The sequence below is a fragment of the Cylindrospermum stagnale PCC 7417 genome (assembly GCF_000317535.1).
In the GTDB taxonomy this organism is placed as follows: domain Bacteria; phylum Cyanobacteriota; class Cyanobacteriia; order Cyanobacteriales; family Nostocaceae; genus Cylindrospermum; species Cylindrospermum stagnale.
Window position 1 is genome coordinate 15,899 of record NC_019757.1, and the last position, 24,986, is coordinate 40,884.

Annotated in this window: 19 protein-coding genes and 2 pseudogenes; 4 read left to right on the forward strand and 17 right to left on the reverse strand. The window is 43.4% G+C overall.

The features are described 5' to 3' along the window. Positions 1–34 precede the first annotated feature (34 nt). The 12 genes and pseudogenes from CYLST_RS00075 to CYLST_RS00115 all read right to left on the reverse strand — a co-directional run bounded on the left by CYLST_RS00075 (position 35) and on the right by CYLST_RS00115 (position 13,138). The gene (locus CYLST_RS00075) at positions 35–1,483 is read right to left on the reverse strand and encodes an MFS transporter (protein ID WP_015205662.1); all 1,449 of its coding nucleotides are present in this window, start codon (positions 1,481–1,483) and stop codon (positions 35–37) included. A 152-nt stretch (positions 1,484–1,635) separates the two neighbouring features. After that, entirely contained in the window at positions 1,636–2,424 is a 789-nt protein-coding gene (locus CYLST_RS00080; protein WP_015205663.1) for a class I SAM-dependent methyltransferase, read from the reverse strand. A gap of 29 nt (positions 2,425–2,453) precedes the next feature. After that, a complete protein-coding gene (locus CYLST_RS00085; protein WP_015205664.1) occupies positions 2,454–3,728 on the reverse strand; it encodes an FAD-dependent oxidoreductase in 1,275 nt (424 codons plus the stop codon). A 247-nt stretch (positions 3,729–3,975) separates the two neighbouring features. After that, complete coding sequence (locus CYLST_RS00090; protein WP_015205665.1) at positions 3,976–5,328, reverse strand: FAD-dependent oxidoreductase; 1,353 nt, start codon at positions 5,326–5,328, stop codon at positions 3,976–3,978. 96 nt (positions 5,329–5,424) lie between these two features. Continuing rightward, positions 5,425–6,249, reverse strand: coding sequence for an SDR family NAD(P)-dependent oxidoreductase (locus CYLST_RS00095; RefSeq protein ID WP_015205666.1), 825 nt, complete (start codon positions 6,247–6,249; stop codon positions 5,425–5,427). Positions 6,250–6,526: 277 nt separating this feature from the next. Continuing rightward, positions 6,527–7,285, reverse strand: coding sequence for a cyclase family protein (locus tag CYLST_RS00100; RefSeq protein ID WP_015205667.1), 759 nt, complete (start codon positions 7,283–7,285; stop codon positions 6,527–6,529). Positions 7,286–7,453: 168 nt separating this feature from the next. Then, entirely contained in the window at positions 7,454–10,768 is a 3,315-nt protein-coding gene (locus CYLST_RS00105; RefSeq protein ID WP_015205668.1) for a type I polyketide synthase, read from the reverse strand. A gap of 558 nt (positions 10,769–11,326) precedes the next feature. After that, the gene (locus CYLST_RS36300) at positions 11,327–11,461 is read right to left on the reverse strand and encodes a hypothetical protein (protein ID WP_281172803.1); all 135 of its coding nucleotides are present in this window, start codon (positions 11,459–11,461) and stop codon (positions 11,327–11,329) included. 32 nt (positions 11,462–11,493) lie between these two features. Further along, positions 11,494–11,604, reverse strand: a pseudogene (locus CYLST_RS32900) (chorismate-binding protein); the annotation flags it as partial. Positions 11,605–11,715: 111 nt separating this feature from the next. Beyond that, positions 11,716–11,925, reverse strand: a pseudogene (locus CYLST_RS35645) (AMP-binding protein); the annotation flags it as partial. 350 nt (positions 11,926–12,275) lie between these two features. Then, entirely contained in the window at positions 12,276–12,422 is a 147-nt protein-coding gene (locus tag CYLST_RS33995; RefSeq protein WP_157162498.1) for a hypothetical protein, read from the reverse strand. Further along, a complete protein-coding gene (locus CYLST_RS00115) occupies positions 12,419–13,138 on the reverse strand; it encodes a type I restriction endonuclease (RefSeq protein ID WP_041232893.1) in 720 nt (239 codons plus the stop codon). Before CYLST_RS00115 ends, CYLST_RS33995 begins: the two co-directional genes overlap by 4 nt. Positions 13,139–13,629: 491 nt before the next feature. Here CYLST_RS00115 and CYLST_RS00120 point away from each other — a divergent pair, with 491 nt between their 5' ends. From CYLST_RS00120 to nifN, 4 genes are all read left to right on the forward strand, one after another. Next, positions 13,630–14,763 carry a substrate-binding domain-containing protein gene (locus tag CYLST_RS00120; RefSeq protein WP_015205669.1) on the forward strand — a complete coding sequence of 378 codons (1,134 nt, stop codon included), beginning with the start codon at positions 13,630–13,632 and terminating at the stop codon, positions 14,761–14,763. Positions 14,764–15,125: 362 nt separating this feature from the next. Continuing rightward, on the forward strand, positions 15,126–16,103 hold the full coding sequence (gene nifH, locus CYLST_RS00125; protein ID WP_015205670.1) for a nitrogenase iron protein: 978 nt from the start codon (positions 15,126–15,128) through the stop codon (positions 16,101–16,103). Positions 16,104–16,566: 463 nt separating this feature from the next. Then, positions 16,567–17,907: a nitrogenase iron-molybdenum cofactor biosynthesis protein NifE gene (nifE, locus tag CYLST_RS00130; RefSeq protein ID WP_015205671.1), complete on the forward strand. Its 1,341-nt coding sequence runs from the start codon at positions 16,567–16,569 to the stop codon at positions 17,905–17,907. A gap of 48 nt (positions 17,908–17,955) precedes the next feature. Then, entirely contained in the window at positions 17,956–19,275 is a 1,320-nt protein-coding gene (gene nifN / locus CYLST_RS00135; protein WP_015205672.1) for a nitrogenase iron-molybdenum cofactor biosynthesis protein NifN, read from the forward strand. A gap of 134 nt (positions 19,276–19,409) precedes the next feature. On the opposite strand, the gene CYLST_RS00140 is transcribed toward nifN, so the two are convergent. The 5 genes from CYLST_RS00140 to CYLST_RS00165 form a co-directional block, all read right to left on the reverse strand. Further along, on the reverse strand, positions 19,410–20,597 hold the full coding sequence (locus tag CYLST_RS00140) for a TRC40/GET3/ArsA family transport-energizing ATPase (protein WP_015205673.1): 1,188 nt from the start codon (positions 20,595–20,597) through the stop codon (positions 19,410–19,412). Positions 20,598–20,659: 62 nt separating this feature from the next. Next, positions 20,660–21,037 (reverse strand): C6orf136 family protein, encoded by a 378-nt coding sequence (locus CYLST_RS00145; RefSeq protein ID WP_015205674.1) that lies wholly within the window; start codon positions 21,035–21,037, stop codon positions 20,660–20,662. Positions 21,038–21,094: 57 nt separating this feature from the next. Beyond that, on the reverse strand, positions 21,095–21,658 hold the full coding sequence (locus CYLST_RS00150) for a DUF1821 domain-containing protein (RefSeq protein ID WP_015205675.1): 564 nt from the start codon (positions 21,656–21,658) through the stop codon (positions 21,095–21,097). A 705-nt stretch (positions 21,659–22,363) separates the two neighbouring features. Then, entirely contained in the window at positions 22,364–23,251 is an 888-nt protein-coding gene (locus CYLST_RS00160; RefSeq protein WP_051056083.1) for a phosphodiester glycosidase family protein, read from the reverse strand. Between the two features lie 276 nt (positions 23,252–23,527). Then, positions 23,528–24,775, reverse strand: a complete 1,248-nt coding sequence (locus tag CYLST_RS00165; RefSeq protein WP_015205678.1) for a DUF4912 domain-containing protein — start codon at positions 24,773–24,775, stop codon at positions 23,528–23,530. Between the last annotated feature and the right edge of the window lie 211 nt (positions 24,776–24,986).

A 24,986-nucleotide genomic window follows, 5' to 3' on the forward strand; every position in this document is an offset into this window, starting at 1 on the left:
TATAGCCGAGCTAATTTTCGCTGCTGATCAACTACTAGGAAACTTGGCGTGCTTTTTGTTCCATTCTCCAAACAACTACTGCCAATGCAGCCGCAATACCAAGGATTAGTGCTGCAAAATTAAAAGTGCCTTTAACCCCATAGATCAAGGCTTCAGGTGAGGCTGCTGTGACATTAGCATTTTGTTCTAAGTTGGCACTTCTGAGCGTCAAAGCTGCAAAAATAGCGCCCATCAAGGGTAAAGCTATTGTCTGACCTAATGTGCGCGATAGTGATAATAACCCAGAAGCAATTCCTAGTCTTTCTTTGGGTACACTGCCCATAATGGCGCTATTGTTGGGTGACTGAAACATGCCAAAACCAATACCTAATGGTGCAATCCAGGCAATATAGACTAAATCTTTCAACTGGGCATCAAAGGTACTCATTAGCAGACAACTACAGAACATTAAAACTAATCCTATTAAACTAATTATCCGAGAACCAAAACGGTCAGACATTGCTCCAGAAAATGGGGCAACGATTCCCGTTAAAACTGGGGAAACTGCTAATAGTAAGCCAATCTTTTGGGCGGGATAGTACAAGACTAGTTGAAAGAAAAATGGGAGAATAAAGATTATGCCGCTAATAGCAAAAAACACTAAAACTCCCATCAATAAGCTGAGGCTAAATTCCCAATTTTCAAACATCCTTAAATCGAGCATTGGCTGATTTATGCGAGCTTCAAGGAATAAAAAAGCCGCAAAACTTAGTACTGCAATAGCAAGCAGGGTTAGAGTTTTAATACTGGTAAAGCTTTCAATCTGCCCCTGTGTCATGCTGAGGGTGAAACTAAGGAGAGATATCGTAATGGTTGCCGAACCCAAAGCGTCAAATTGTTGGGTACGATTGGCGATTGCCTCCTGCGGTACAAACCGAACAATAATAAAACTTGCAAATATGCCGAAGGGTATGTTTACCAAGAAGATCAAACGCCAGCCAGCGATCGCAATTAGCAGCCCTCCCAATGTCGGACCTAGGCAGATTCCTAGGGAGACAATGGCACTAATTATGCCTAGGGTCTTTCCGCGTTCCGATGGGGGGAAAACTTCTGTGGCGATCGCTACGGTTAGGGCGGCTATAAACAAACCTCCTAGTCCTTGAAGTGTCCGAAACGCAATCAGCCACTCTACACTAGGAGCAAGTCCGCACAGCAAGGAGGCGATTGTAAACAGAATTAGACCCCAGAGGTATAACAGTTTTTTGCCAAACATATCACCCAACCTTGCCGCACCGAGTACCAACGCTGTGACCACAAGCAGATAACTAACTACTACCCATTGGATAGTCGCAAAGGTCGTATGGAGCGTGTTAACAAGAGTAGGCAAGGCGAGATTGACGATGCTGCCATCTAGGGTGAACATTAGTAAGCCCAGCCCAACTCCTAGCAGCGCCCACCATTTTTGCGTGGCGGAAGTTTCTTCAGGAGGAACATTAAATGTCATTGGACTATTTTTGATAGATGACTTAGATATGCAGTCCTATTTGATTTGTGAACTTGCTGGTAGGCAATAGGCAATAAAATTTTTCACGAATGATTTAGGAGTGCTATAGAAGTGAGGTAAAGACTAATGAACTCCCAAAATGAAAAGATATTTCACTTTTCAGCAATTAGGGCTTTCATCGGCCAGTTTAATTTGTATATTCCCTCGCTGTGTTCTATTTCAAAAAAATCTCTGAGTCCTTTACGAGTTTGTTCTATTCTTTCTGGTTCTTCTCCAGGAAATAGATTCATTGCTAAAATCTTATAGAGAAATGTGGCAATATCATTTTCTGAGGGGAAGTCCCATTTCTGGAGTAATTCTACTACTTGAACTTTTTCGCTTTTAAATCCATTGATGAAGCATAAAGAATCAGCAAATTCTGCCGTTAAAAATTTCGCCTCATGCCCACCTTCGCGGTATTTACTAACTATAGAGTCGAAATATCTGGATGCTGAACTTCCTTGAAAAACATCACCGATGAATAATAATCCGCCCGGTTTTAATGCCTTGTAAATATTTGCCACCACTTGGGTTTGACTTAAAGCGTCATGGAATGTGCCAAAACTCCAAGCTTTATCAAACGATTCTGGGGGGAGATTTAAGTCTTCAGAACTACTAACTAAAACTTCAACCTGTGGCAGATTAACTCTTGCTTTCAGGCGTTCGAGTAGATACGCTGAAGGATCGCTAACTAAATATTTTCCCTGGGGACCAACTGCTTGTGCGATCGCTTTACAAAAAACGCCATTTCCTTCCCAAAATCCTAAGATATGTTCTCCCGGTTGGGGATTGAGGTATTGAAACATCACTTTAAAGTCATGTTTTCTCGACTGAGGATAGGCAGCCCCTGCTTCCCCAGCCAGTTTAGCTCTCATTTTAATTAGCTCTTCGGATTCAAACATTTTACTCGACTCCTTTGCTCGCCGGCATTCTACAAGCTAAATTTGACCTTGACATGAGGCGGAAAAGCCCCAAACGCAAACAGTCGCGCCCGAATATCACTCAACAGTGGCAGACGCAAATATATCGGCAGCTTTAACGAGTTATCCGCTTGCACTGCTTTGGCGGTAATCCGCTTCTGCGTAAATGACTGAAATCCTTGGATGACTTTGATTGCCAACTCGCGCTGGCGCTGCACTGCCGCCAAATGACCGAGCTGTAGTTCGTCGCGCTTCAGGGGTTCTGAAAGGACGTTCGCCGCCGCCACAGCATCCTGAATTGCATAGGTGATGCCAACCCCACCCAGAGGCGACATCACATGGGCAGCGTCACCCAGCAACAGCAAACCAGGGCGATACCACTGGGAGAGTCTGCCCATTTGGACTGAGAGGAGCGATGTCTGCTGCCAATCTTTTAGATGTTCGACGCGATCGCTAAACTCTGGAATTACCTCGACAATCGACTGTTGCAGGGTCTTTATTCCCTCTGCCTGCATCTGGCGGTAGGAACCCTTAGGAATGACTGCGGCAATCTGCCAATTTCCATCAAAGGTGTTGTATGTAACTAAGACGCGCTTGCTGCCATAGCGCACCCTCAAACCTTCTGACTCCGAGGAGTGTCGAGGTAGGCGAAACCAAAGCAGATCCATTGGTGCTGCCGTCTCTATTAGTTCCATACCTGCTAATTTACGGATTGGTGAGAAGCGCCCGTCTGCGGCTACAGTCAAGTGCGATCGCACTTCGTGCCAGCCTCCCTGTCCTCGATAGCGGACACCGCGAATGATTCCGTCTTCTTCAATCAGTTGTTGCACATTCGCACCCGCGACTAACTGAAAGTTGGAATAGCGTTTCGCCTCATTCGTGAGGAATTCAATCAACTTTACCTGGGGAATAATTGTGATATAAGGATGCCGAGTCTGCAACTGGCTAAAGTCTGCAAAGGTTACAGTTTGTCCGCCGATGCTAAATTCCATTTTGCCCGTCTTGGAGTGGGGAACCTGCTTGAGCAAGCGATCCGTCAGCCCCAATTCGTCCATAATTTCCATCGCCCCGGCTTGAATTAAGTCTCCTCGGAAGTCGCGCTCAAAGGTTTTGTGTGCTTCCAGCAAGATCACAGGAATGCCTTGACGCGCCAACAGCAGTGCCAAAACTACCCCTGTCGGCCCGCCCCCTACGATACAGCAGTTTGTTTGCTGTACGTCGAGAATGGTGTCGGGAGTTGGGGTTTCTTTGATAATTCTGGTTGTTTGTTCTTTGGGTTCAGACATATAGATTTTCAGAATATTCTTTAGGACTAAAGCTGCGTATCACAATAAACATCGATTGTCGGCTGCGTCAGACTCGATAAATCTGGCAAATAAACAGATTTTTGACATCTGACCCACCCGACAAAGCCGTGCCAGTTGCGTAAGTCCTGTTCTTGTAGAATCAATTCTGGGAGCGCAAAATCTGATGGAAAAAGTCTTTTTTCAGGTTTTAGACCGCAGATAAACGCAGCTGTTTTTGACTGATTAGTTATTTTGCGGATAGGTTCTCAGCTATTGTTGATGCTTTTTGAGATGACTTGTCACCAGTCTCATACTCAGCATCCGGCAACGCATATTCGGTTTTCAGATGAGGTGGGAAAACGCCAAACGCTAGGATTTCGGCAACGATATTACGCAAAAATGGCAAACCCCAATATGGCGGCAGATGATAAGTGTTTTCGGCTCGGATTGCTTTGGCTGTAACATTCTTTTGCAGAAAAGCCTGAAACGACTGGATAACTTTAATCGGCAACTCGCGCTGACGCTGGACTTTTGCTAGATGATGTAGCTGCAATTTACCGCGCTTGAGCGGCTCAATCAAGATGTTTGCAGCCGTTACAGCATCCTGAATCGCATAGTTGATGCCAACTCCACCCAAAGGCAACATGACGTGGGCGGCGTCACCAATCACCAACAAGCCAGGGCGATACCATCGGGAGAGTCTGCCCAATTCGAGGGAAATTCGCGCTGTCTGCTTCCAATCTTGCAAATGGTGTACGCGATCGCTAAACTCTGGAACTACCCCAACAATAGACTGCTGCATTGCCTCTATACCCGCTGCCTGAATCTGGCGAAAGTCAGCTTTGGGAATATAGTAGGCAATCTGCCAATTTCCATCATAGGTATTGAATTTAACTAAAATGCGCTTTTTACCAAAATGCGAGATTACCCCCTCTGCTTCATGAGAATATCGCGGTAGGCGGAACCAAAATAGCTCAAGGGGCATGGCCATTTTGTTAAATTCCATGCCTGCTAATTTACGGATATTAGAGAACCGCCCGTCTGCGGCTACAGTCAGGTGCGATCGCACTTCGTGCCAGCCCCCCTGTCCCCGATAGCGAACACCGCGAATCATTCCGTCTTCTTCGATCAGTTGTTGCACGTTTGCACCCATGAGCAACTGAAAGTTTGGGTAGCGTTTCGCCTCAATAGTCAGAAAATCTAGCAGCTTTCCCTGGGGAATAATTGTCATGTAAGGATATCGAGTTTGCATCAAACCACTTACATCCGCAAATGTAATGTTTTTCCCGCCCACGAGGAATTTAATTGTTTCAGTCGTAGAGTAGGGAAGTTCAGCCAACAAGCGATCGCTTAAACCCATTTCGTCGAGTAGTCCCATCGCCCCAGCGTGAAGGACATCACCCCGAAAGTCACGGTTGAAGTTCTTCTGGGCCTCAATCAGCGTCACGGGAATGCCTTGACGTGCCAACAGCAATGCCAGAACCGCCCCTGTCGGTCCACCGCCTACAATACAACAGCTTGTTTGCTGCACGTCAAGAATGACATCGGGAGTTGAAGATTCTTTATTAGTTATGGGAGTTTGTTCTACAGATTGAGACACGCCAATTCTCCGAATAATTTTGTCAATCAAGTCTTAGAGCAGGTATGAAGTTCTGATTAAATCCCGGATTCACCACTATTCTGTCAATGCCTGATTTTAATAATTCCCCAACCCGCCGCAGATATTAATAGCCTGCGCCAGTACGGGGGCAGCTATATCTGATGCCAAGTAGACTGCCATCGGCGCCACTTCTTCTGGAACCACATAGCGCCCCAAAGGGATGCGCGTTTCAAAACGTTTTAATACTTCCTCAGGTGTTATCCCCCACACATCTCCATACACCTGCCGAGCCTTTACCGCCAAATCTGTTTCGACAAAGCCAGGGCAAATAGCATTAACTGTCACCCCTGTTTTAGCTAGTTCGAGTCCCAGGGATTTTGTAAAGCCAACTACTCCATGTTTAGAGGCTGTATAGGCAGCGGCAAACAAAACCCCTTGCTTACCCCCAGTAGAAGCCATATTAATAATGCGTCCCCAGCGTCGGTCTAACATACCCGATCGCGTTAGAACTGCACGTGTAACTCGGTAAACACCGTGAAGATTGGTGTCAATGATGTCGTACCAAAGATCAGGATCGGTGGCAACAGTTGGACCACCCCCCCCGCGTCCAGCAGTGTTAACCAAAATGTCAATGCGGTTGTGGAGTTGCATCACATCTTCCACCATCCCATCTACTAGGGCTTGATCGCGCACATCTGCTACGACTCCAGAAACTTGAATTTTTGTACCATTATTGGCATCAATAGTATTAGCGAGATCCTTCAATATAGATATTGAATCATTCAGGTTTCCTTGTTCTCTGGCAGCGATGACTACATGAGACCCGGCAGTCAAAAAACCCTGGGCAATCGCCAATCCAATTCCCCGACTACCTCCGGTAATCAATGCTACTTTTTCTTTTAAGGGTAATTGCGAAGTCATTTAAATCTCTCTCTATTTTGAGTTGCTTTTACTTAAATCACAGGTGGCATTACTGCGGCTTTTTTGAAAGCTCAAAGAATTAGCCTCTTTTTGGCTAAGAAGACTTTTCGTGGCACAACCAAGTCGTATGTTTCGTCTTTTTATTTTCTGCTAAAACTTTGCTTGAGTAATTCAAAAACTCTTTTTTTCCTCAGATTCATCACCAGAAAGTAGGTTCATCGGCATATAAGTTCTGATGACTTTATCCCAGATAACTTATTGCTATGCAACTCCTTATTCAATTTTTAATCATGGCGACAACCCGACTCCAACCTGCTCCACAATTACGAACCTTGATGGGGAAACAAGCTACAGTAAAACCCGTATTTACAGGAATCTTGTCAAGATTAGCAAGTCTTTCAATCTGGCAGTATTCCTTTTCTCTCCCATATAAGTGAGCAGGCCACAAAACATCCGACTGCTGCTTTTCTTGATATTCTGACAACATTCTATGAAACGGCGCATCAAAACCGAAACTATCTATGCCGATGACTTTCACGCCTCGTAAAACCAACCACTCAGTTGCCTCACGAGTCACACCACGGAATTTGGTAAAGTATTCAGCTTTTCCCCAATACTTGTCGGCTCCAGTCCTCAACAATACGATATCATAAGGTTTAATATCATATTTCATAGTTGCTAACTTTTGCTCGATTTCCGCAGAAGTTATCGTTTCATCGGCTGGACATTCTGAACAGTCGATTAGCACCCCATCATGAAAAAACCAATCAAGGGGCAAATCTTCAATTGTTTTAGCCGTTTTTCCTTCAGATAAAGGACCATAATGAGCAGGAGCATCTATGTGGGTTCCTGAATGAGTTGTTAATTTAACAAACTCAATGGATAACCCTATTCCATCCGGAAATGCCGTGTGATCAATTCCGGCTGGTTTGCCTAGTAAGTCAGCTCCTTCCTGATGATTCACATACTCAATTTGAACAGGAACAGGTTCGCCCTCTGTGGGTTCCATCGTCACGCTAAGGTCAATTAGTTGCATAACTGATCATTTTCTCTAAGGGGATATTTTTCCAAACCCCATGGGTTTTTACTCCTAATCTCTTGCTTGATGTTGGACATTGGGGTCTCACACCTTCATCTCACCTTTGGGGAAATAAAGCAGTTTTCAAGTTAAACAAAAGCTGAATTTTCCCCTCAGTTTGTCAATTTAATTGCTCAGGATTTTTTGGCTAAGTTCGTCAAGAATTTCATCAGTAAGGCGAATAATGCTGATTCCTTGAAGTAAGTTTTTCCCATGCACATCGATATCCAGTTCTTGTTTGATTTTCTCCCTGAACTCTATTGCTGAAAGCGATTCTAGTCCCAACTCAGTCAGGGTGTTATCTACTCGCAATTGATTCGGAGATCTACCAAGAATTTTCGCTATCTGAGTTTGAAGATAGTTGATTAAGATTGAACGGCGATTGCCAGCATCTACTTTCAACTGTTGTAAAATATTAGCCTGTGTGAACACCTTGTTCGGATATCTTTCGGGGATTGATTCTTCACTTTGCTTGAAATATTGCTGTTCATTTATTTGAGTAGATTTGTCACGCAGCTCGCTCTGTTGTTCTGTGTCTTCCAGCAGCAACTCAATAATCTGTAAGCGCTGCTGTTCTAAAAGTTTCACTAATTTTTGAGAATGCATTTTATTACCCTTTTTAGAATCAACCTGATTTTGCTTCACTTGAGTAACAAGTTGAACAGATGTGGTTGGATGATCGTTGTCTTTTTCAGTTTCCAGCCAGTAGCGTTGCCTTTGGAATGGATAGGTCGGTAAAACTACTCGGCGTCGCAGATAATCCTTGTCAAAGCCAGCCCAATCTACTTTCGCCCCACCTACATACAACTGTCCCAAACTCTGTAATAGGACTTGCCAATCGTTTTTTCCGGGATATAAACTAGGTAGCCAAGTGCCAAATCCTTCTGGCAAACACTGACGTCCCGTTCCTAACAAAATTGGCTTAGACCCACACTCTAGAAATACTTCATAGCCGAGGCTATGTAGTGTGTTTATGCCCGCTAAAAAGTTGACGGGTGAAAGGATGTGACGGCACCAGTATTCAGGCGTTGTCAGCTCGTGGGTGACCGCTTCTCCAGTCAGATTAGAGATCATGCTAATTTTTGGAGGCGAATAAGATATTTCCCTAGCAACTTGTTTAAACTCGGCGATTATTGGCTCCATTAGCGGCGAGTGGAAGGCATGAGAAACCTGCAACTGCTTGCTCTTAATTCCCTCAATTTCAAACCTCGCCACCACCGCTTTTACTGCTTGCTCATCTCCAGAAATAACTGTGCTTTCTGGACTATTGATGGCAGCAATCACCACTTTTGCGGCAGACTCTTCTATGACAGCAGTAACCTGCTGTTGGTTCGCCATTAGTGCTACCATCATGCCCCCCTTCGGTAATTGCTGTATTAGCTTTCCTCGGGCTACAATTAATTTCAAAGCGTCTTCAAGGGAGAAAACTCCGGCGACACAAGCAGCAATATATTCTCCGACACTGTGACCCATGACAGCGGACGGAGTTATTCCCCAAGACTGCCACAAACAATACAAAGCATATTCAAGCGCAAATAGACAGGGTTGAGTGTAAGCGGTTTCATCTAGCGGCGAGTTTTCCCCTGGTCGAGGATAGATAACCTCAAGCAAGGATTTCTCTAAATAGGGCTGTAAAATTTCATTGCACCGTTCGAGAGCCTTTCTAAAAGTTGGCTGTGTTTCGTAGAGTTGTCGTCCCATCTCAACATATTGAGAACCCTGTCCGGTGAACAAGAAAGCAATTTTAGCTGGCTCTGAATTATTTATTTCCCCACTGCTAAATCCCACCGCTTCTTCATTTTGATGGAAGGCTGCCAATTTGCCCTTAATTTCTTCTGCTGAAGCTCCTACTATACTCAAGCGGTGGTGTAAGTGCAGCCGTCCTGTATTAGCCGTAAAGCAAATATCAGTTAATGCTTGTTCTGGATGATTACTTAAATGCTGAAGATACAGTTCTACTAACTGCTTGAGTGCAACAGAAGTCTTTGCAGATATGACTAGAATATGCTCTGGACGTTCCCACTCGGAATTAACAGATTCAAGTTCGGGAGCTTCTTGCACCAGCATACAGGAATTGGTGCCACTGATACCAAAGCAATTTAGGGCTGCCATGCGCCGCTGGGAGCTAGTCCAAGGTGTGAGCTGAGTGGGAATTTGAACTGATGTTTTTTCCCAGTCAAGGCAGGGATTGATTTTCTTGATATTGATCTGAGGTGCAATTTCCTGATTTTGAAGAGATAAGACCAACTTGATTAAAGATGCAATACCGCTCGCTGGTTCTGGATGTCCAATATTAGCTTTGCATGAACCGACTAATATGGGAGATTCTTTAGAGTGGGAAGGTCCAAAAACTTGTTCAACAGTTGTCAATTCTGTGGCATCACCAATTGCCGTTCCTGTACCATGAGCCTCAAAATAGCTCACCTCAGCAGGATTAACTTTAGCTTGAGCTAAGACGCGACGCAATAATGCTTGCTGCGATTCCCCATTAGGTGCAGAAAAACTGTAACTCGCGCCGTCTTGATTGACACCACTACCGCGAATGACTGCTAAGATATTGTCTCGATCAGCGATCGCATCAGATAGACGTTTGAGAACCACAATACCGCAGCCTTCAGCCCTGACATACCCATCCGCACTGGCATCAAAGACTTTGCAATGGCTATTCAAAGTCAGTATTCTGCCTTTGTAGGTGTAGAGGTGGACAGTCGGATCAAGTGTTAGGTTAACTCCTCCAGCCAGAGCCATTTCGCATTCGCGTTGACGCAAGCTGGTACAGGCTTGGTGGATAGCCACTGACGAAGCAGAGCAAGCTGTATCAATAGTTAAAGCTGGCCCGGTTAGCCCCCAAGTGTAGGAGATTCGTCCGGATGCAGCGTAGGATTTAACTCCGGTCACAAAAAACAACTCGTGTTGTTTATTCAGTTCAAATGGTCGTTTTTGTACGACATCATTGTAATCTTCAGAAGTTAGACCAATGAAAACACCAGTGGGACTACCTGCCAATCTATCTGGTACATACCCCGCTCTTTCCAAAGCCTCCCAACTGACTTCTAAAAGCAAGCGATGTTGCGGGTCAATTGCACCTGCCTCTCGAGGCGAAATTCTAAAAAAATCTGGGTCGAATTGGTCGATATCTGTTAAAAAGTAGCCATAACGCAACGGCATTTTGCCAGTAACGCTGGGATCTGGATCATAATAGTTGTTGAGTGCCCAACGCGCTTCCGGAATTTCTGTAGCCGAATTAGTACCAGAGCGCAGTAATTTCCAAAAGCTCTCTGGATCGTTGGCTCCAGGAAATCGGCAACTCATGCCAATAATCGCAATAGGTTCAGTCTGATATTTCTCTAGCTTATCTAATTGACTTTCGAGCTGCTGAATTACAAAATCTGAGTTTTCCAAGGCAGAAGGGAGGTTCGAGTTGTATTCAAATTTATTCATCGTTAATTAAGATTAATATTTGGTTAAGCAATTTACAGGAAAACCTCGAAATTAGGATAGAACTTATGCACTCTACAAATTGACCATCTTATGTATGAAGAAAATTCGGTTGCTTCCGTAGTAGTAGTGATTAATTTCAGATAAATAGTGATGGCGCGGAGCGCAGTGCCGTAGGCAATCGTTAAGAACTCAATTTGCAATCTCTGAAACTAAATTACATGTTTGATAGTTTCTGTCAATCCATAAGTTCCATAATAATCAGTTGGCAAACCAATAGCAAGTAACAATCTATTGAGAATATTTTTTTTTTATTCAGAGTTATTTGATACTTTCTATGGTTTAACAGCAGAAATTTTAATTAAAAAAAACAATCCTATTTTATTTGTAAAAATATTTTTTTAACGAACTGCCTTGGCGTTCTTAGCACCAAGGAAAAGAGAATAAAGAGTGAGGTCGCAGGTTTCACAAATGATTTAGGATTGTTATAGTTGTTCACCGCCTGCGATAGCTTCTCTTCGAGACACTACGCGAACGCTCGCCGCAGGCATCGCTGAGTCTTTAATCAACATTTTGCAGGATATCAATCAAATTACTTTCCCGGAACCGTTCTTCTACAGCTTTTAGTAAAACCTTTGCTGCTGGACTTAACTCATGGAGAATCCAATCGTCTACCCGCTCAAAAAGTATTGGCAACTGTTCATGAAATCCAATAAATTAAAATCTTATTCTGGTGTTTTTCCTCGTGGTAGAGTCCCTTTGATGGGCTTTGTTTCCATCCAACCTTGGCGATCGATGCGTAGAAATCGCTCTGGAGATGAACAAGCGATCGCCAAATTGGGTGTTTTTCTACCAGAAGTTTTAAAGCTTACTTAACGGCATCTAAAGAAAGATTGTCATCATATATATCGTATGATTCCTGTCCGTGGTAAACCCCCATTTTTTGGTAGTCATTCGAGTAATGATGCAACATAAACTCCTGCCCAACCCACACCGCCAATGTGCAATTCGCCTGGTACACCAATGGGAACGAGTTGCAGTTCGCTATCTAGAATATAGGTTTGTGCATTACCAATAGGTCTACCGATCAGTTGCTGTGGTCGTGTATCGTCTAGCACTAAATGCGATAAGTTATACACTGTTGTGAATATCGTTGCTTCTGTAGCGCCGTATCAGTTAATCAATAGCGGTGGTTCTTTTAAATTATGGAGACGCGATCGCTCGTCTATACACTGTTGCCACAGTTTCAATTTTTATGGTAGCCATTTTTCTAACCCAATAGGCAACAGTCGTACTGAAGTCGGTAGGGTTTGAAAAGTTGTTGTTAATTCAGAAATTAACTGATTCCAGTACGCTGTTCTCACCATCAATACTGTTAGCCGCCACTCCCAGCACTTCTGTATAAATGTAGAGACAGAACTCAGCATCTCGGCAGTACGCAACACTAGCGTTGCACCACAGATCAGACAAGGATAGATTTCTTCGACAGCTGCGTCAAATTTTTCTCATATCAGGTGCTAGGCAAATCCCCTTCAGGCAAGATTTCTTCTATGTTGATTATCCACGGAATACCTTGATCAACTGGAGAACTGACGCTAATTCTAGCTTTATTCGCAAAGCGTTGTAACTTTTTAGCTAAATGTGGAATCGTGATCATGATATTCTGATAACTTGCCAAGGTAAAAATTCTTGCCAGTCAGAAGTTAACGTCCCGACCCGCGCTCGGTTACCACAAGCAATAATGAGGAAAGCATTGTAGATAAATAACTGTGGTATCTTTTGCAAGTATGTCTGAAGTCGCTGATAGGCAGCTTTGAGAGTAGCGTTTTCATCCTGGGGGTGAGTCCAGACCATCACTGCCAATGGTAAGCCGTTAACGAAGACAACTACATCCAAACTATGAGTACAATTGCCTTTCACAACGGTAAATGGATTAATTACCAACCAATCATTATTCAGCAAGTTAGATAGGTCTACTAGCGATACGTTCTCTCGGACTGTTTGACCATTAAACTGGTAGGCGACATCAACCCCTGTAGTCAAGAGTTTATGAAAGTGATGGTTATTTGATAGCAGGTTGAGACTCTCAAGACTTGTGACTTGGCGAATAGCTTGGGCAATTGCCTCAGATGATAATCTGGGATTAATTCGCTGTAAGGCACTGCACAAGCGTACTGGCAAAAGTACCTCAGTCTGATTGCTGTGCTCTATCTGATGCTGCCTGTTGACAGTCGGTGAATCTAACAAAACTGTGTAGCCGATGACCTCAAACCAAGTGATTAAGGGAGATATAGGAACAGTTGTTGTTAAGTCAAGGGTTTGAGAAATGCCACTTGATTTGACTGATGCTCTTGTCGGCAGTCCAGGATTCATTTCTGTAGAAGCGGTAATTTTTAATCAAAGCAAAACTTGCCTAAATGGCGTTGGGGTTGGTATATTCTCCATGATTGATACTGCTTGTATAGCAACCATCAAAACTGAAATTAGTTGCTAAAACTGTATCGTTTGCTGCATTTACCAAATTAGTTGGTACTAAATCAGAAAATAGGTTGGTAAATTGCTCAACGAATTTTTAGAGATTAAAAGACCTGAGTTCCTTATATTTGAAGGCTTTTGAGCAACTAGCAGCAGGTAATATTTCATTCAGAGCAAAAAAAATTGCGCTTCGCAAGCAAACTGGCAATTTCTGTGATATTGTTTTTGTATGGGGAATCAAGAGAGCGAAAGCACAGAAAGTCTGCAAACCAAAATGATATGCATTAGTAGATTGTGCGATCTGCACCAAAGCAGCAGCCCTTCGCGATCGCCTTTGGTAGATGCGAGTTAAATCCGCTACGGCTTTGATAAACTGAGAGATAAAGCCAATGAAGCAGGATAGTAACCTCCGTAATAACTTGAAGTCAATCAGAACCCGTTTAGCTATGAGTCAACAAGACTTGGCTAACCTAGCTGGTGTAACTCGTCAAACAATTAGTGGTGTAGAGTCGGGACAATATGCTCCCTCGGTTGAGATTACACTGCGCCTAGCCAAGGCGCTTGGCTGTCAAGTTGAGCATCTATTCTGGCTTGAGCGAGATTTACCTGAAATTGAAGCAGTTCTCGCCAAACCTGTTTCTTGCTTGCAACCACTAAGAGTCAGTCTAGCGCGGGTGGGAGGTCAATGGATAGCTTATCCCCTGATTGGCAAAGATGCCTTTCGCCAAGATATGATTCCGGCTGATGGTGAGGGTGAGAAGCAGACTAACACAGATAAAGTTCGTGTCCGACTCCTCGACGATAATATGGACACACTTTATAACACAGTTGTCATTGCTGGTTGTTCCCCTGTGATTTCTCTCTGGGCCAGAGCTACCGAACGCTGGCATCCCCAACTACGAGTTCAATATAACTTTGCCAACAGTATGGCTGCATTACATAGTCTATGCAGAGGTGAGGCTCACATTGCGGGAATGCACCTATACGACCCGGTTTCGGGGGAATACAATATTCCCTTTGTCCGTAAAGTTCTAGCTGGGAGAGAAGCTGTTTTGATTACTCTTGGAGTCTGGGAGGAGGGACTGATGGTGCAGCCTGGGAACCCGAAAGGAATCAGAACTTTGACCGACTTAGTGCAAATGAAAGCAACCATTGTTAACCGAGAAGTAGGTTCTGGCAGTCGTTTGCTTTTAGAACAAACCTTAGAAAAGGAACAAGTGCCATTCGATGCTCTTCAAGGCTTTGAGCGGATTATCACCAGTCATCAAGATGTTGCTGGTGCGATCGCCTCAGGAGTTGCAGATGCAGGTATCAGTACAGCATCTGTAGCGGCAGCCTTTGGGCTGGGATTTATCCCCCTGCGTCAATCACGATATGACTTAGTAATTCTCAAAAAATATCTAGAAGAAACGCCAGTACAGCAATTGCTCAGTACCTTAGGACATCGGCTGGTTCACTCACAATTAGAAATTCTCGGCGGCTACGACATCAGTAAAATTGGGGAAGTTGTAGCAACCGTTTAAATTTTAACTACGATTTTGGTGTGTGCTTCAGGGAAAAACTCTGCCTAAATTTCTATTTCTTCTGTAGCCATTTTTCGATTTTTGTAAGGCCGGGTTAACCCGCGTCAATTTAGTTAAACTCGTCCTTACATTTTTTATTAGTCATTAGTCATTAGTCATTAGTCATTCGTGGGAATAAAAGACACCGACTAATGAGCAAGAGAAACTTACCAAAACTCTGAATATGTTCGGGATATTTACCCTTTTTGCGGTAGAACGCGCACCTCCGGCGAAGTTCTACATGCGCTGCTGTAACACTACAGTGCAAACTCCTCATCATCGCAGACCCACCAAAGCTAACAAATACTAGGAGCTAGAACATCATGTCCGACGAAAAAATTAGACAAATTGCTTTCTACGGTAAAGGCGGTATTGGTAAATCTACCACCTCCCAAAATACCCTAGCGGCAATGGCAGAAGTAGGTAAACGCATCTTGATTGTGGGATGCGACCCCAAAGCCGACTCCACCCGATTGATATTGCACTGTAAAGCCCAAACCACCGTGTTGCACCTCGCCGCCGAACGGGGTGCTGTCGAAGATATCGAACTAGAAGAAGTTGTAATCACTGGTTTCCGGGATATCAGATGCGTAGAATCTGGTGGACCTGAACCCGGTGTAGGTTGCGCCGGTCGCGGTATCATTACCGCCATCAACTTCTTAGAAGAAAACGGTGCATACCAAGACGTAGATTTCGTATCCTATGACGTGTTGGGTGACGTTGTCTGTGGTGGTTTCGCCATGCCAATTCGTGAGGGCAAAGCGCAAGAAATCTATATCGTTACCTCCGGTGAAATGATGGCGATGTTTGCTGCTAACAACATCTCTCGCGGTGTTCTCAAGTACGCCCATACTGGCGGTGTGCGCTTGGGTGGTTTGATTTGTAATAGCCGCAATACTGACCGGGAAGACGAACTGATCGAAACTCTGGCAGCCAGATTGAATACCCAAATGATTCACTTCGTCCCTCGTGACAACATCGTGCAACACGCTGAATTGCGGCGGATGACTGTTAACGAGTACGCACCTGATAGCAACCAAGCTAATGAATACCGGACATTAGCCGACAAGATTATCAACAATACAAATCTTGCCATTCCCACACCTATTGAGATGGATGAGCTAGAAGATTTACTGATTGAATTCGGTATTCTCGAAAGCGAAGAAAATGCTGCAAAACTGATAGGTGCAGCTAATGCTCAAGCCGATGCTGGTAAGAAGCTAGAAGACGCTGAAGGTGAAGCGTTGGAAGCACTGGCAAAAGGCAACGTAGAAATAGTTGCTGGTGAGAAAAAGAAGTAAAGCTTGTGCAGCTTCAAAAAACAGGACTTACGCAACTAGCATGGCTTTGTAGGGTGCGTCAGACTCAGTAATTCGATAACAATCAACAGATTTTCGGCATCTGACGCACCCGACAATCTTACATTGACTGAGACACTTGCGTAAGTCCTAAAAAAGAAGCCGCAGAAGTTTCTACTAAGGGGTCAGTGGTGGGCTGTGCAGTCCACCTTCCCTCCCTTATCCTGATGCACAGATATATCGATATCGCCTAGTTTAGGCGACGAAATTAATAATTAAGTTGTCTGTTTTCTGTTTTCCCTTTGTGTTGGTTGGCTATTTAGGGGATGGGAAATCTCTCTCTTTTTTCCATTCCCTTTTATCTCACATTTCTAGGGAAATCTGATGCAGATTCGTAGAAATTGCAACCACCCAGGAAACTAAAAACGATGAATCCTCACAAATTTTACCCATCATCAGCAGAAAAATGAAAACTAGCCAAGGGGAAATTAACGACCAGCCCATTCAGCCAAAATCCGACAACGGAGATCAGTCTTGTACACAATTCATTCAACCAGAAACTCAAGATGATTGTGCCTTTGATGGTGCAATGTTTACCCTAATACCAATTACCGATGCTGCTCATTTAGTCCACGGGCCTAGTGGCTGTATCCATAACTCTTGGGGAAGTCGCGGTAGTCTCTCTTCTGGTTCCATGCTGTACAAAGTCCGTTTTACTACAGATATGGAAGAGAGCGATATCATTTTTGGTGGAGCTAAAAAGCTGAAGAGAGGCATTCAAGAATTAACAAGACGCTATAAACCTGCGGCTGTATTTGTTTACTCTACCTGCGTTTCGGCTTTAATTGGTGATGACATTAGTGGAGTCTGCAAAGCTGCTACTGAGCAAACAGGAATACCGATTATCCCTGTAAATGCCCCCGGATTTGTGGGGCATAAAAATTTCGGCTCTAGCCTTGCTGGTGAAGCTTTGCTGGAATATGTTATTGGTACAGCCGAACCAGATATTACTACTCCCTACGACATTAACTTGATTGGTGAATACAATGTTGCGGGTGGATTGTGGCAGGTAATGCCGCTGTTGGCGAAATTAGGTATCCGAGTTTTGGCAAAAATTACGGGTGATGCTCGTTACGAAGAAATCTGCTATGCACATCGAGCCAAGCTCAATGTGCTGATTTCTGCTAAACCATTGGTGAAAATGGCAAAAAAGATGGAGGAGCGTTTCGGTATTCCCTACATTGAAGAGTCTTTTTCTGGTGTTGAAGACTTGAACCGCTGTTTAAGGAATATTGCCGCAAAATTAGGCAATTCTAACTTACAAGCACGTACAGAAAAGTTAATTGCTGAAGAAACAGCAGCTTTAGATCAAAAACTTGTTTCTTATCGTAGCTACCTCCAAGGTAAGCGGGTTGTAATTTCTATTGAAAGTCTCAAGAGTTGGTCAATTATCTCCGTAGCTAAAAACTTAGGTATAGAAGTTATCTCTATTAGTACTAGAAAAATTAGTGGAGAGGATAAAGCCAGAATTAAACAGTTGCTAAATCAAGATGCCATGATTTGGGAACTGAAGAGTTCTCAGGAAATTTTACAGGTAATTAATGAGAATCAAGCTGATATGTTAATTGCGGGGGATTGCTATCAATCTACTGCCATGATTGCCAAAATTCCTTTCTTAGATATGAACCAGAAACAACATCATCCATATACAGGCTATGCAGGTATTTTAGAACTGGCACGAGAATTATATGCGACTCTCTACAATCCCATTTGGTATCAAGTAAGCCAGCCTGCACCTTGGGACTAAGCAAAATTTGATTGATTTGAATTTTCTCTTATTGTTGGAAGTTAAACTATGGCAATTGTTAGCGTTACTAGCACATCAGTTGCAGTTAATCCCCTTAAGCAAAGTCAAGCTGTGGGTGCAACTTTAGCTTTTTTAGGATTTCAGGGAATGAAGCCTTTGTTACATGGTTCTCCTGGCTGTAGTGCCTTTACTAAGTTCCCAATAGTAGAGCATTTGCGTGAGACGATTCCTCTTTCAAGTACAGCTATGACCGAGGTTTCAACTATTTTGGGTGGTGAGGAAAAGGTGGAACGGGCAGTTATGACCTTGGTGCAAAATTATCAGCCAGAAATGATTGGTTTGTTTACCACAGGACTGACAGAAACCAGAGGTGATGACATGGGGCGGTTTATTAAAGAGATTCGCCAACGTCACCCAGAATTAGATAATTTGCCGATTTTTTTAGTCTCGACACCGGATTTTAAAGGTACTTTGCAGGATGGTTTTGCGGCTGCGGTAGAGAGCATAGTTAAGGAAATTCCTCAAAAAGGCGGCAGGGGAGCTTACAATCCTCAGTTAGTGACAATTTTGGCGAGTTCTGCTTTCACTCCAGGAGATATCCAAGAAATCAAAGATATTGTTACTTCTTTTGGATTACAGCCGATTGTTGTTCCTGACCTTTCTACTTTACTAGAAGGTCATTTAGTTGATTCCTCTAGGGTAATTACAGCCAATGGCACTACTCTGACACAATTACAAGAAATCAGCCGCTGTGGGTTTACTTTGGCATTAGGGGAGAGTATGCGGGGTGCCGCGCAAATTTTATCGCAGAAATTCTGCATACCCTATGAGGTGTTTGGTGAGTTAACTGGATTAGAAGCAACAGACAAATTCCTCCAAGCTTTAGCAGATATGAGTGGCACGAGGGTATCAGAGAAATACCGCCGCCAACGCTGCCAGCTGCAACGGGTCTTGTTAGATACTCACTTTTATTTTGGTGGTAAGCGAGTCTCTTTAGCACTAGAACCGGATTTGCTGTGGTCAACAGTTTGTTTTTTGCGATCGCTAGGTGTGCAAATTCACGCGGCGGTTACGTCCACACGCTCTCCGCTGCTAGACAAACTGCCGATTACTAGTGTGACTATTGGTGATTTGGAAGATTTTGAGCAACTGGCGGTTGGGTCTGATCTGCTGATCGGCAATTCTTTCGTGAGTCCGATTGCTAAACGCCTGAATATTCCTCTGTGTCGTCAAGGCATTCCTATTTTTGACCGCTTGGGTAATAGTCAGTCCAGTAAAATTGGCTACCAAGGTACTATGCAGCTTTTATTTGAGATTGGTAACTTGCTTTTAGCAGAAGAGGAGGTGAAAGTTGAGTATTCCAATTAGAATAGGTGAATATTCTCAAGTCTCTCAGATAGAATCTCTAGACTGAGTGGGAGTTTGGAAACCCAGCATGGAACTAGCGATTTGACTCGCTGACATCCCCGGCTTGTAGAAGACCGGGGAATTACGCGAAATAATTAAACCTTCGCAATCTCAGCAAAGCGGATTTTTAGATAATCATCTTCCATCTTTGCTCCTGCGGGTTGGAGTGCTGCCAAGGCTTGTGGCAATACTAAGTTACGGCGGTGGTTGCCAATGGTAATGTTTAATTCATCCCCGGTTTTACTGAGTTGAACTTGATTTTTGGGAATACCCGGTAAATAAAGTTCCAAACTATATTGGTTGTTCTCTTGAACTACCCTGAGAGTTGTTTCTTTGTAATAAACCTGAGATGGATCTTCATCTTTGTAAAGAGTTTCTTTCAGCCGTTCTAAAGCTGCCAAACCACACATTTCCTCAGAGTAAAGTGGTACCTCCTTCACCGGCAGAGGATGGAAATTGTCATGAATCTCTTGGCGATATTGCTCCTGACTTTCTTTCCACCGTTGGAAAAATGGATCTGTGACTTCGGCAGGAATAATGCGATTAGCTATAACTAAATCAGTGGCGACGTTATATAAACTCAGATAAGCATGAGCGCGGAGAGATTCTTTAATCACCATCTTTTCTGGATTGGTGACCAGACGCACTGAAGTTTGCGTATTGTCAGTTAATACTTTTTCCAGAGCTTCTATTTGCTCATAAAACTCGTAAGGTGCATCCATCACCTCTCTGTCTGGTAAAGAAAAACCAGCAATTGGTCTAAAAAAAGGTTCAACCAGAGGTCGAAGTGCTACCGAAATGTTTTGAAATGGTTTGTAGAACCGGCGCATGTACCAGCCACCGACTTCTGGTAAACTCAACAACCGTAATGCTGTGCCGGTGGGGGCTGAGTCGATAATCAAGACATCATACTCCCCTTCATCGTAATGGCGTTTCATCCTTACCAAGCCAAAAATCTCATCCATGCCTGGTAAAATTGCCAATTCTTCCGCTTGTATCCCGTCTAAACCTCTGGCTTGTAAAACTTGGGTAATATAGCGCTTCACCGCACCCCAATTGCCTTCTAGTTCTTGTAGCGCATCCAGTTCTGCACCCCATAAATTAGGGCGAATTTGTTTTGCTGCGTGTCCTAACTCTAGATCAAAACTGTCTGCTAGAGAGTGAGCAGGATCTGTGCTCAAAACCAGTGTGCGATGGCCTAGTTCGGCACAACGCAGTCCAGTCGCTGCGGCTACGGAGGTTTTGCCCACGCCGCCTTTCCCTGTCATTAAAATTACACGCATCGCTGCTTTTTCCTACCTGAGGATTGTTTACATATATTTACATTATTTATATTATCGATGGTTTAAGGGAAAAAATGCTGCTTTAGCACGTCTAGGCGAGAACAATGCCAATAATCAATGTGGGAAACAATGAATCCGTCTGAGTTAAGACCTAATTCACTCCAGCCAGAAATGGAGATGCGTGGTTTCCAAGGGAGGGGGGTATTCCAGCCGAGTGTCCACTCAGTTTTAATTTTGTCTCCCAATTGTTGAATGTTATGCAAGTCCATTTTGGGATTTATAAACCAAGTTTGGATGAAATTAATCATCTTTTGATAGCGTTTAACACCACGAAATTGATTCAGCGGATCTTGAAAATAAACATCAGGAGCGTAAATACTGTAAGTTTGATTAACAGGAAATCTTTGATAATCGTCTTTAAGAATTTGAATTATATCCATAATAGGTAATGGGTAATTGGTAATTGGTAATTGGTAAATTTCCCTATTTACCAAATGCTATATTCCGTTCCAAAGGCTTTCTAAGCGACGCCGCCAAGCAGCTAGGGTTTGTTCTCGCGCTTCTGGGGTTTGCTCTAATCCCCCAAGCATACCTTCTGCATAAAAGCGTTCTAGGGTTTGCATTGTGGCTGGGAGTGATTGTCCTTGCTGTTTTGCGGCTGTGATAATTTGCTGGATGCGGGTTTCAACCAATCGATTGAAGACATCGTCTAAGCCTACTTGATGGAGAGAAACCAGCCGTGCGATCGCATTACTCAAGTCTGCACTGGTTAAAGTACCGCTGTTGTGTTGAAATACGCCCCAAACTACCCCATCATGCACAGCGTAGCGTACTTCCTGAGTGTCATCAAAGTTAGCTTCTAGGAACTGCTCTAAAAAAGGTTGGGCTTCTTGGACGGGTAGAATAGGCAGTAGGACTCGCAGCCAAGCGTGATCTTCCGACAGCAGCACTAACAGCCGAAAAGCCGAAGTTTCTACTTGCCACGATCCAGGTGCGATAGCATCTACAGTTTCCGCACCAAATAATTCTGTCAGCGTGCTCGCTATTTCTTCCAGTGTCATAGTCTTTTTTAAGCTTCACCCTCTAGCGTAACCCTTTCAGGTTCACTAGGCGCATCAGTAAAAGCGCATCTGCCAAAGGGACTAGAACACTGCATTTAATAATCTACTATTAGTGGGTCGTAAAGAAACCCTACTTATCTTGTACTTTAAAAGCTAAGTCTTTCTGCAAATTTAAGTTGTAAAAAATCTTTGCTGACAGTAGTTTGCAGAAACTACTCAGGATAAATATATCTAAATTTTTTCTACCCATATTTCATTGACGAGTGTAAAGTGTTGGAGGTATAAAAATGCAGTCTAAAAAACTTTTTGTAATACTTTTACTAATAACAAGTTTTGTCATCCTAATTATCAGTAGCAGCATCCCACCAGTTAATGCACAAATCCCTCCAGATGTGCAAAGGCTGATAGACCAAGGTAAAATAGAGCAGTGTGAGTGGCGTGGAACAGCTCCCTTTTGTAAGGGAAAATGCCCTCGTGAAAAGGGATGGGTACGGTTTGCAACTAGTAGTACTGGTGGGGGAAAGAAGTGCAGGACTGGCTCAAAAGCTTTATGTTGCAAACTTGTGCAACCAAATTGAATGACGGACAAGGCGTTGAGATAGCAAATCAAACTTTTGCGAAACTTGGTCAGTACCTGCTAAAGACGCTAAAATCCTGATTCTCTTGTTAAAAGGCTATTTGATTTACCTTTAACGCCAGATTATTTTATTTTTTATAAATTAAAAAAACTGAACCAATTGGCCCAAGGTTTTGTACATAGATTTTATTGTTGTAATACAACCCCGGAGACTGACCACCATCAAATAATATGCCTTCTTGAATATTACCTAAACAATTCTTGCGAGCAATACCTTCTAAAACATCATCAAACTCACTTGGTAGCAACTCTTGATTAACTGAAGAAAACTCAATACTTGAATTGGCTTTTACATCATTCACCAGCAAAATAACATAACCTTGATTTGTGATAGCTGCCATAGAACGATTAGTCGCACCTTTACAGGCAAATTCTCCTAAAGCTTTACAAATATCTTTAAACTTACCCTGACTATAAAATCTGCCATTACCTCCCACCAAATTATAATTAAGAATATCAGCATTTCTTCTACCATTCTGAATAGTAGCTCTTCTCTGCTGGGGTTTACCTCCCGATATTCCAAAAGAAGAACGCTTGGTTTTAAATGCTCCTGAATATTCAACTCCACGAGAAATATTTAAGCCTTGGGGTTTATTAACAGTATCTATATAATCAGCATTAATCGCCGCAATTGGTGTTTTACCTGCTAATTTTGAATTGCTATCAGAGATAATTTGATGAAACTGTTTTGGCACGTATTCTTGACGCAGTTTACCTCTAGTATTTTTAGCATAGAGTTGATGAGATAAACCCACATTAACTTTAAAATCTAATGCTGCTGATTTGGGATTAAAAATAATTACATGATTAATGCCTTTGGCAGATTTTTCACCTCGATTATTGGTTTTAAAAAATTCAATACTGAAGTTGGCATCCTTACCAGGACAAGTTTGAGATGGTTTAGGTGCTGAATTGGCTGCCATTTCTTTGCAACCTGATAATAAGCCTGTAGCCATAATCAAGATAGATAAATATATCAACCTTGAAAAAGATAAAACAGACCTAAAACCCCTACCCCCTTCCCTACTAGAGAAGGAGAGTGTAGAGACGTTGCATGCAACGTCTCTACATTTGTAGGAGAGAGGTTCTAAATTTAATTTAATTGCGTTGCTTAACAAAAACAATTTTCTTGTGAACATACGATATAAAAAACCCGCTACAGCATTACTATAGCGGGGAACAATTAAAAATTGCAGTTATGGCGTAATGTTAAATCCAATCAAATCCAAAATTTATGCAAGCCATTCGAGAACAGCATCTTCCTTGGTGTTGGTGTTCCGAGATGGTGTTTCACGTTCAAAGTTCATGTGAATTGAGCGGGTTTGCTCACCATCAGCAGCAACTGCCAAAATTGGGTAATCAATTACACCATCTTGGAAGGACATTTGGAACCGGAATGTACCATCTGGATTCAGCTTAATTGGACGACCACCAATGGTTACGGTAGCGTCAGGTTCAGTTGCACCGTAGACAATTAACTCAGCATCAGCAATTAACCAGAATTTGCGTGGACGGACTGGAACAGCGGAAGCTGAGAAACCAACACCAGACATCCCAACACCGGACATGGTTAAACCAGATACGGTGGGAACTGCCCACAAACCAACGCCAGAGGGGAAAACGTAGGAACTGATAGCTTGTTCGGGGCGTGCGGAACCAGGTACTTGCTGCATGGAACCGAACAGAGAACCAGCAACCCGTTGCGCTTCAGCAGATTCTGCCAAGCCAAAGATTTGTTCGTAAATGGGGTTGCCATTGGCAGCAGCGGCAGTGGTGGCAATCTTCTTGGCTGGGGGAATGAGTTCGTACTGAGTCTTACCGCGCAGTTCTTGCTCAAAGTCGACAGTGATGAAGACGTCTTCAATCCAGTCAGAAGGATAGACGGGAGGGATGTGTACTCTAGCAGAACTAGCGAGTACTAACCAACGACCATCAGCAGTGCGGTAGCCGATATCGATTACATAATCGCGATCGCTCACGGGAATCGGTAGATACCACTCTCTTGCTAGTTCGTCAGCAGGATATTCCTGGATGCTGTGGGGACTTTGGTATTCGCCATTGATGTCGGTGACATCATAAATTCGTAGCGCTAGTTGTTGTCCACCTTGGCGGCGCAGTTCTTCTTTTTGTTCATTGGGAACATCCCAGTAAGTGTAAGCCCACTGAGGATCACGGGGTAAAAGGACAATGCGGCTGTCACCGTAACCACCTGGTAAATCTGCGAGTGCTTCATCAACATCAGCAAAAGAGCCACCAGTGCGATCTTCTTGACCTAATTCAAATTTTGCGGCTTCCACGGTTTCTTGTGCCTCTAGTGAACGAGATGGACTAAGAGAAAATTTACTGCGCTGAACTTCTTGGATCGATGCCAACAATTGTGATTTACGCATTCGACTGTAGCGAGAGATAGCATATTCACTAGCAACTTTGCGTAGTTGTCGTAATGTCATCTCCTCTAGCGGCGGGCGTTCTTTTGCCATTTATTTGGCCTCCAGTAGTTTAAAAGGTAAATGATTTACCCGGGTTATAGAATGCTTTATAAAATGTCATCCACCCCAGATGAATTTCTTATTCCCGACTCCTGGTTTTGCCCAGTTTTTAAGTTTTTTAGTTTGTTTTTAAATTGAGCGTTACTCCATTCAATTCCCAGTCTTGCCAGAATCAGCATTTCTTTAGCGTTGGCGGAGTGCG

Coding starts and splice junctions, on each gene's coding strand:
- CYLST_RS00160 (WP_051056083.1), bottom strand. CDS start 23,251: ATGGCTACAGGCTTATTATCAGGTTGCAAAGAAATGGCAGCCAATTCA.
- CYLST_RS00080 (WP_015205663.1), bottom strand. CDS start 2,424: ATGTTTGAATCCGAAGAGCTAATTAAAATGAGAGCTAAACTGGCTGGG.
- CYLST_RS00150 (WP_015205675.1), bottom strand. CDS start 21,658: ATGACACTGGAAGAAATAGCGAGCACGCTGACAGAATTATTTGGTGCG.
- CYLST_RS00120 (WP_015205669.1), top strand. CDS start 13,630: ATGAAGCAGGATAGTAACCTCCGTAATAACTTGAAGTCAATCAGAACC.
- CYLST_RS00075 (WP_015205662.1), bottom strand. CDS start 1,483: ATGACATTTAATGTTCCTCCTGAAGAAACTTCCGCCACGCAAAAATGG.
- CYLST_RS00100 (WP_015205667.1), bottom strand. CDS start 7,285: ATGCAACTAATTGACCTTAGCGTGACGATGGAACCCACAGAGGGCGAA.
- CYLST_RS00145 (WP_015205674.1), bottom strand. CDS start 21,037: ATGGATATAATTCAAATTCTTAAAGACGATTATCAAAGATTTCCTGTT.
- CYLST_RS00105 (WP_015205668.1), bottom strand. CDS start 10,768: ATGAATAAATTTGAATACAACTCGAACCTCCCTTCTGCCTTGGAAAAC.
- nifH (WP_015205670.1), top strand. CDS start 15,126: ATGTCCGACGAAAAAATTAGACAAATTGCTTTCTACGGTAAAGGCGGT.
- CYLST_RS33995 (WP_157162498.1), bottom strand. CDS start 12,422: ATGATCACGATTCCACATTTAGCTAAAAAGTTACAACGCTTTGCGAAT.
- CYLST_RS00085 (WP_015205664.1), bottom strand. CDS start 3,728: ATGTCTGAACCCAAAGAACAAACAACCAGAATTATCAAAGAAACCCCA.
- CYLST_RS00095 (WP_015205666.1), bottom strand. CDS start 6,249: ATGACTTCGCAATTACCCTTAAAAGAAAAAGTAGCATTGATTACCGGA.
- CYLST_RS00115 (WP_041232893.1), bottom strand. CDS start 13,138: ATGAATCCTGGACTGCCGACAAGAGCATCAGTCAAATCAAGTGGCATT.
- CYLST_RS00140 (WP_015205673.1), bottom strand. CDS start 20,597: ATGCGTGTAATTTTAATGACAGGGAAAGGCGGCGTGGGCAAAACCTCC.
- CYLST_RS00165 (WP_015205678.1), bottom strand. CDS start 24,775: ATGGCAAAAGAACGCCCGCCGCTAGAGGAGATGACATTACGACAACTA.
- nifE (WP_015205671.1), top strand. CDS start 16,567: ATGAAAACTAGCCAAGGGGAAATTAACGACCAGCCCATTCAGCCAAAA.
- nifN (WP_015205672.1), top strand. CDS start 17,956: ATGGCAATTGTTAGCGTTACTAGCACATCAGTTGCAGTTAATCCCCTT.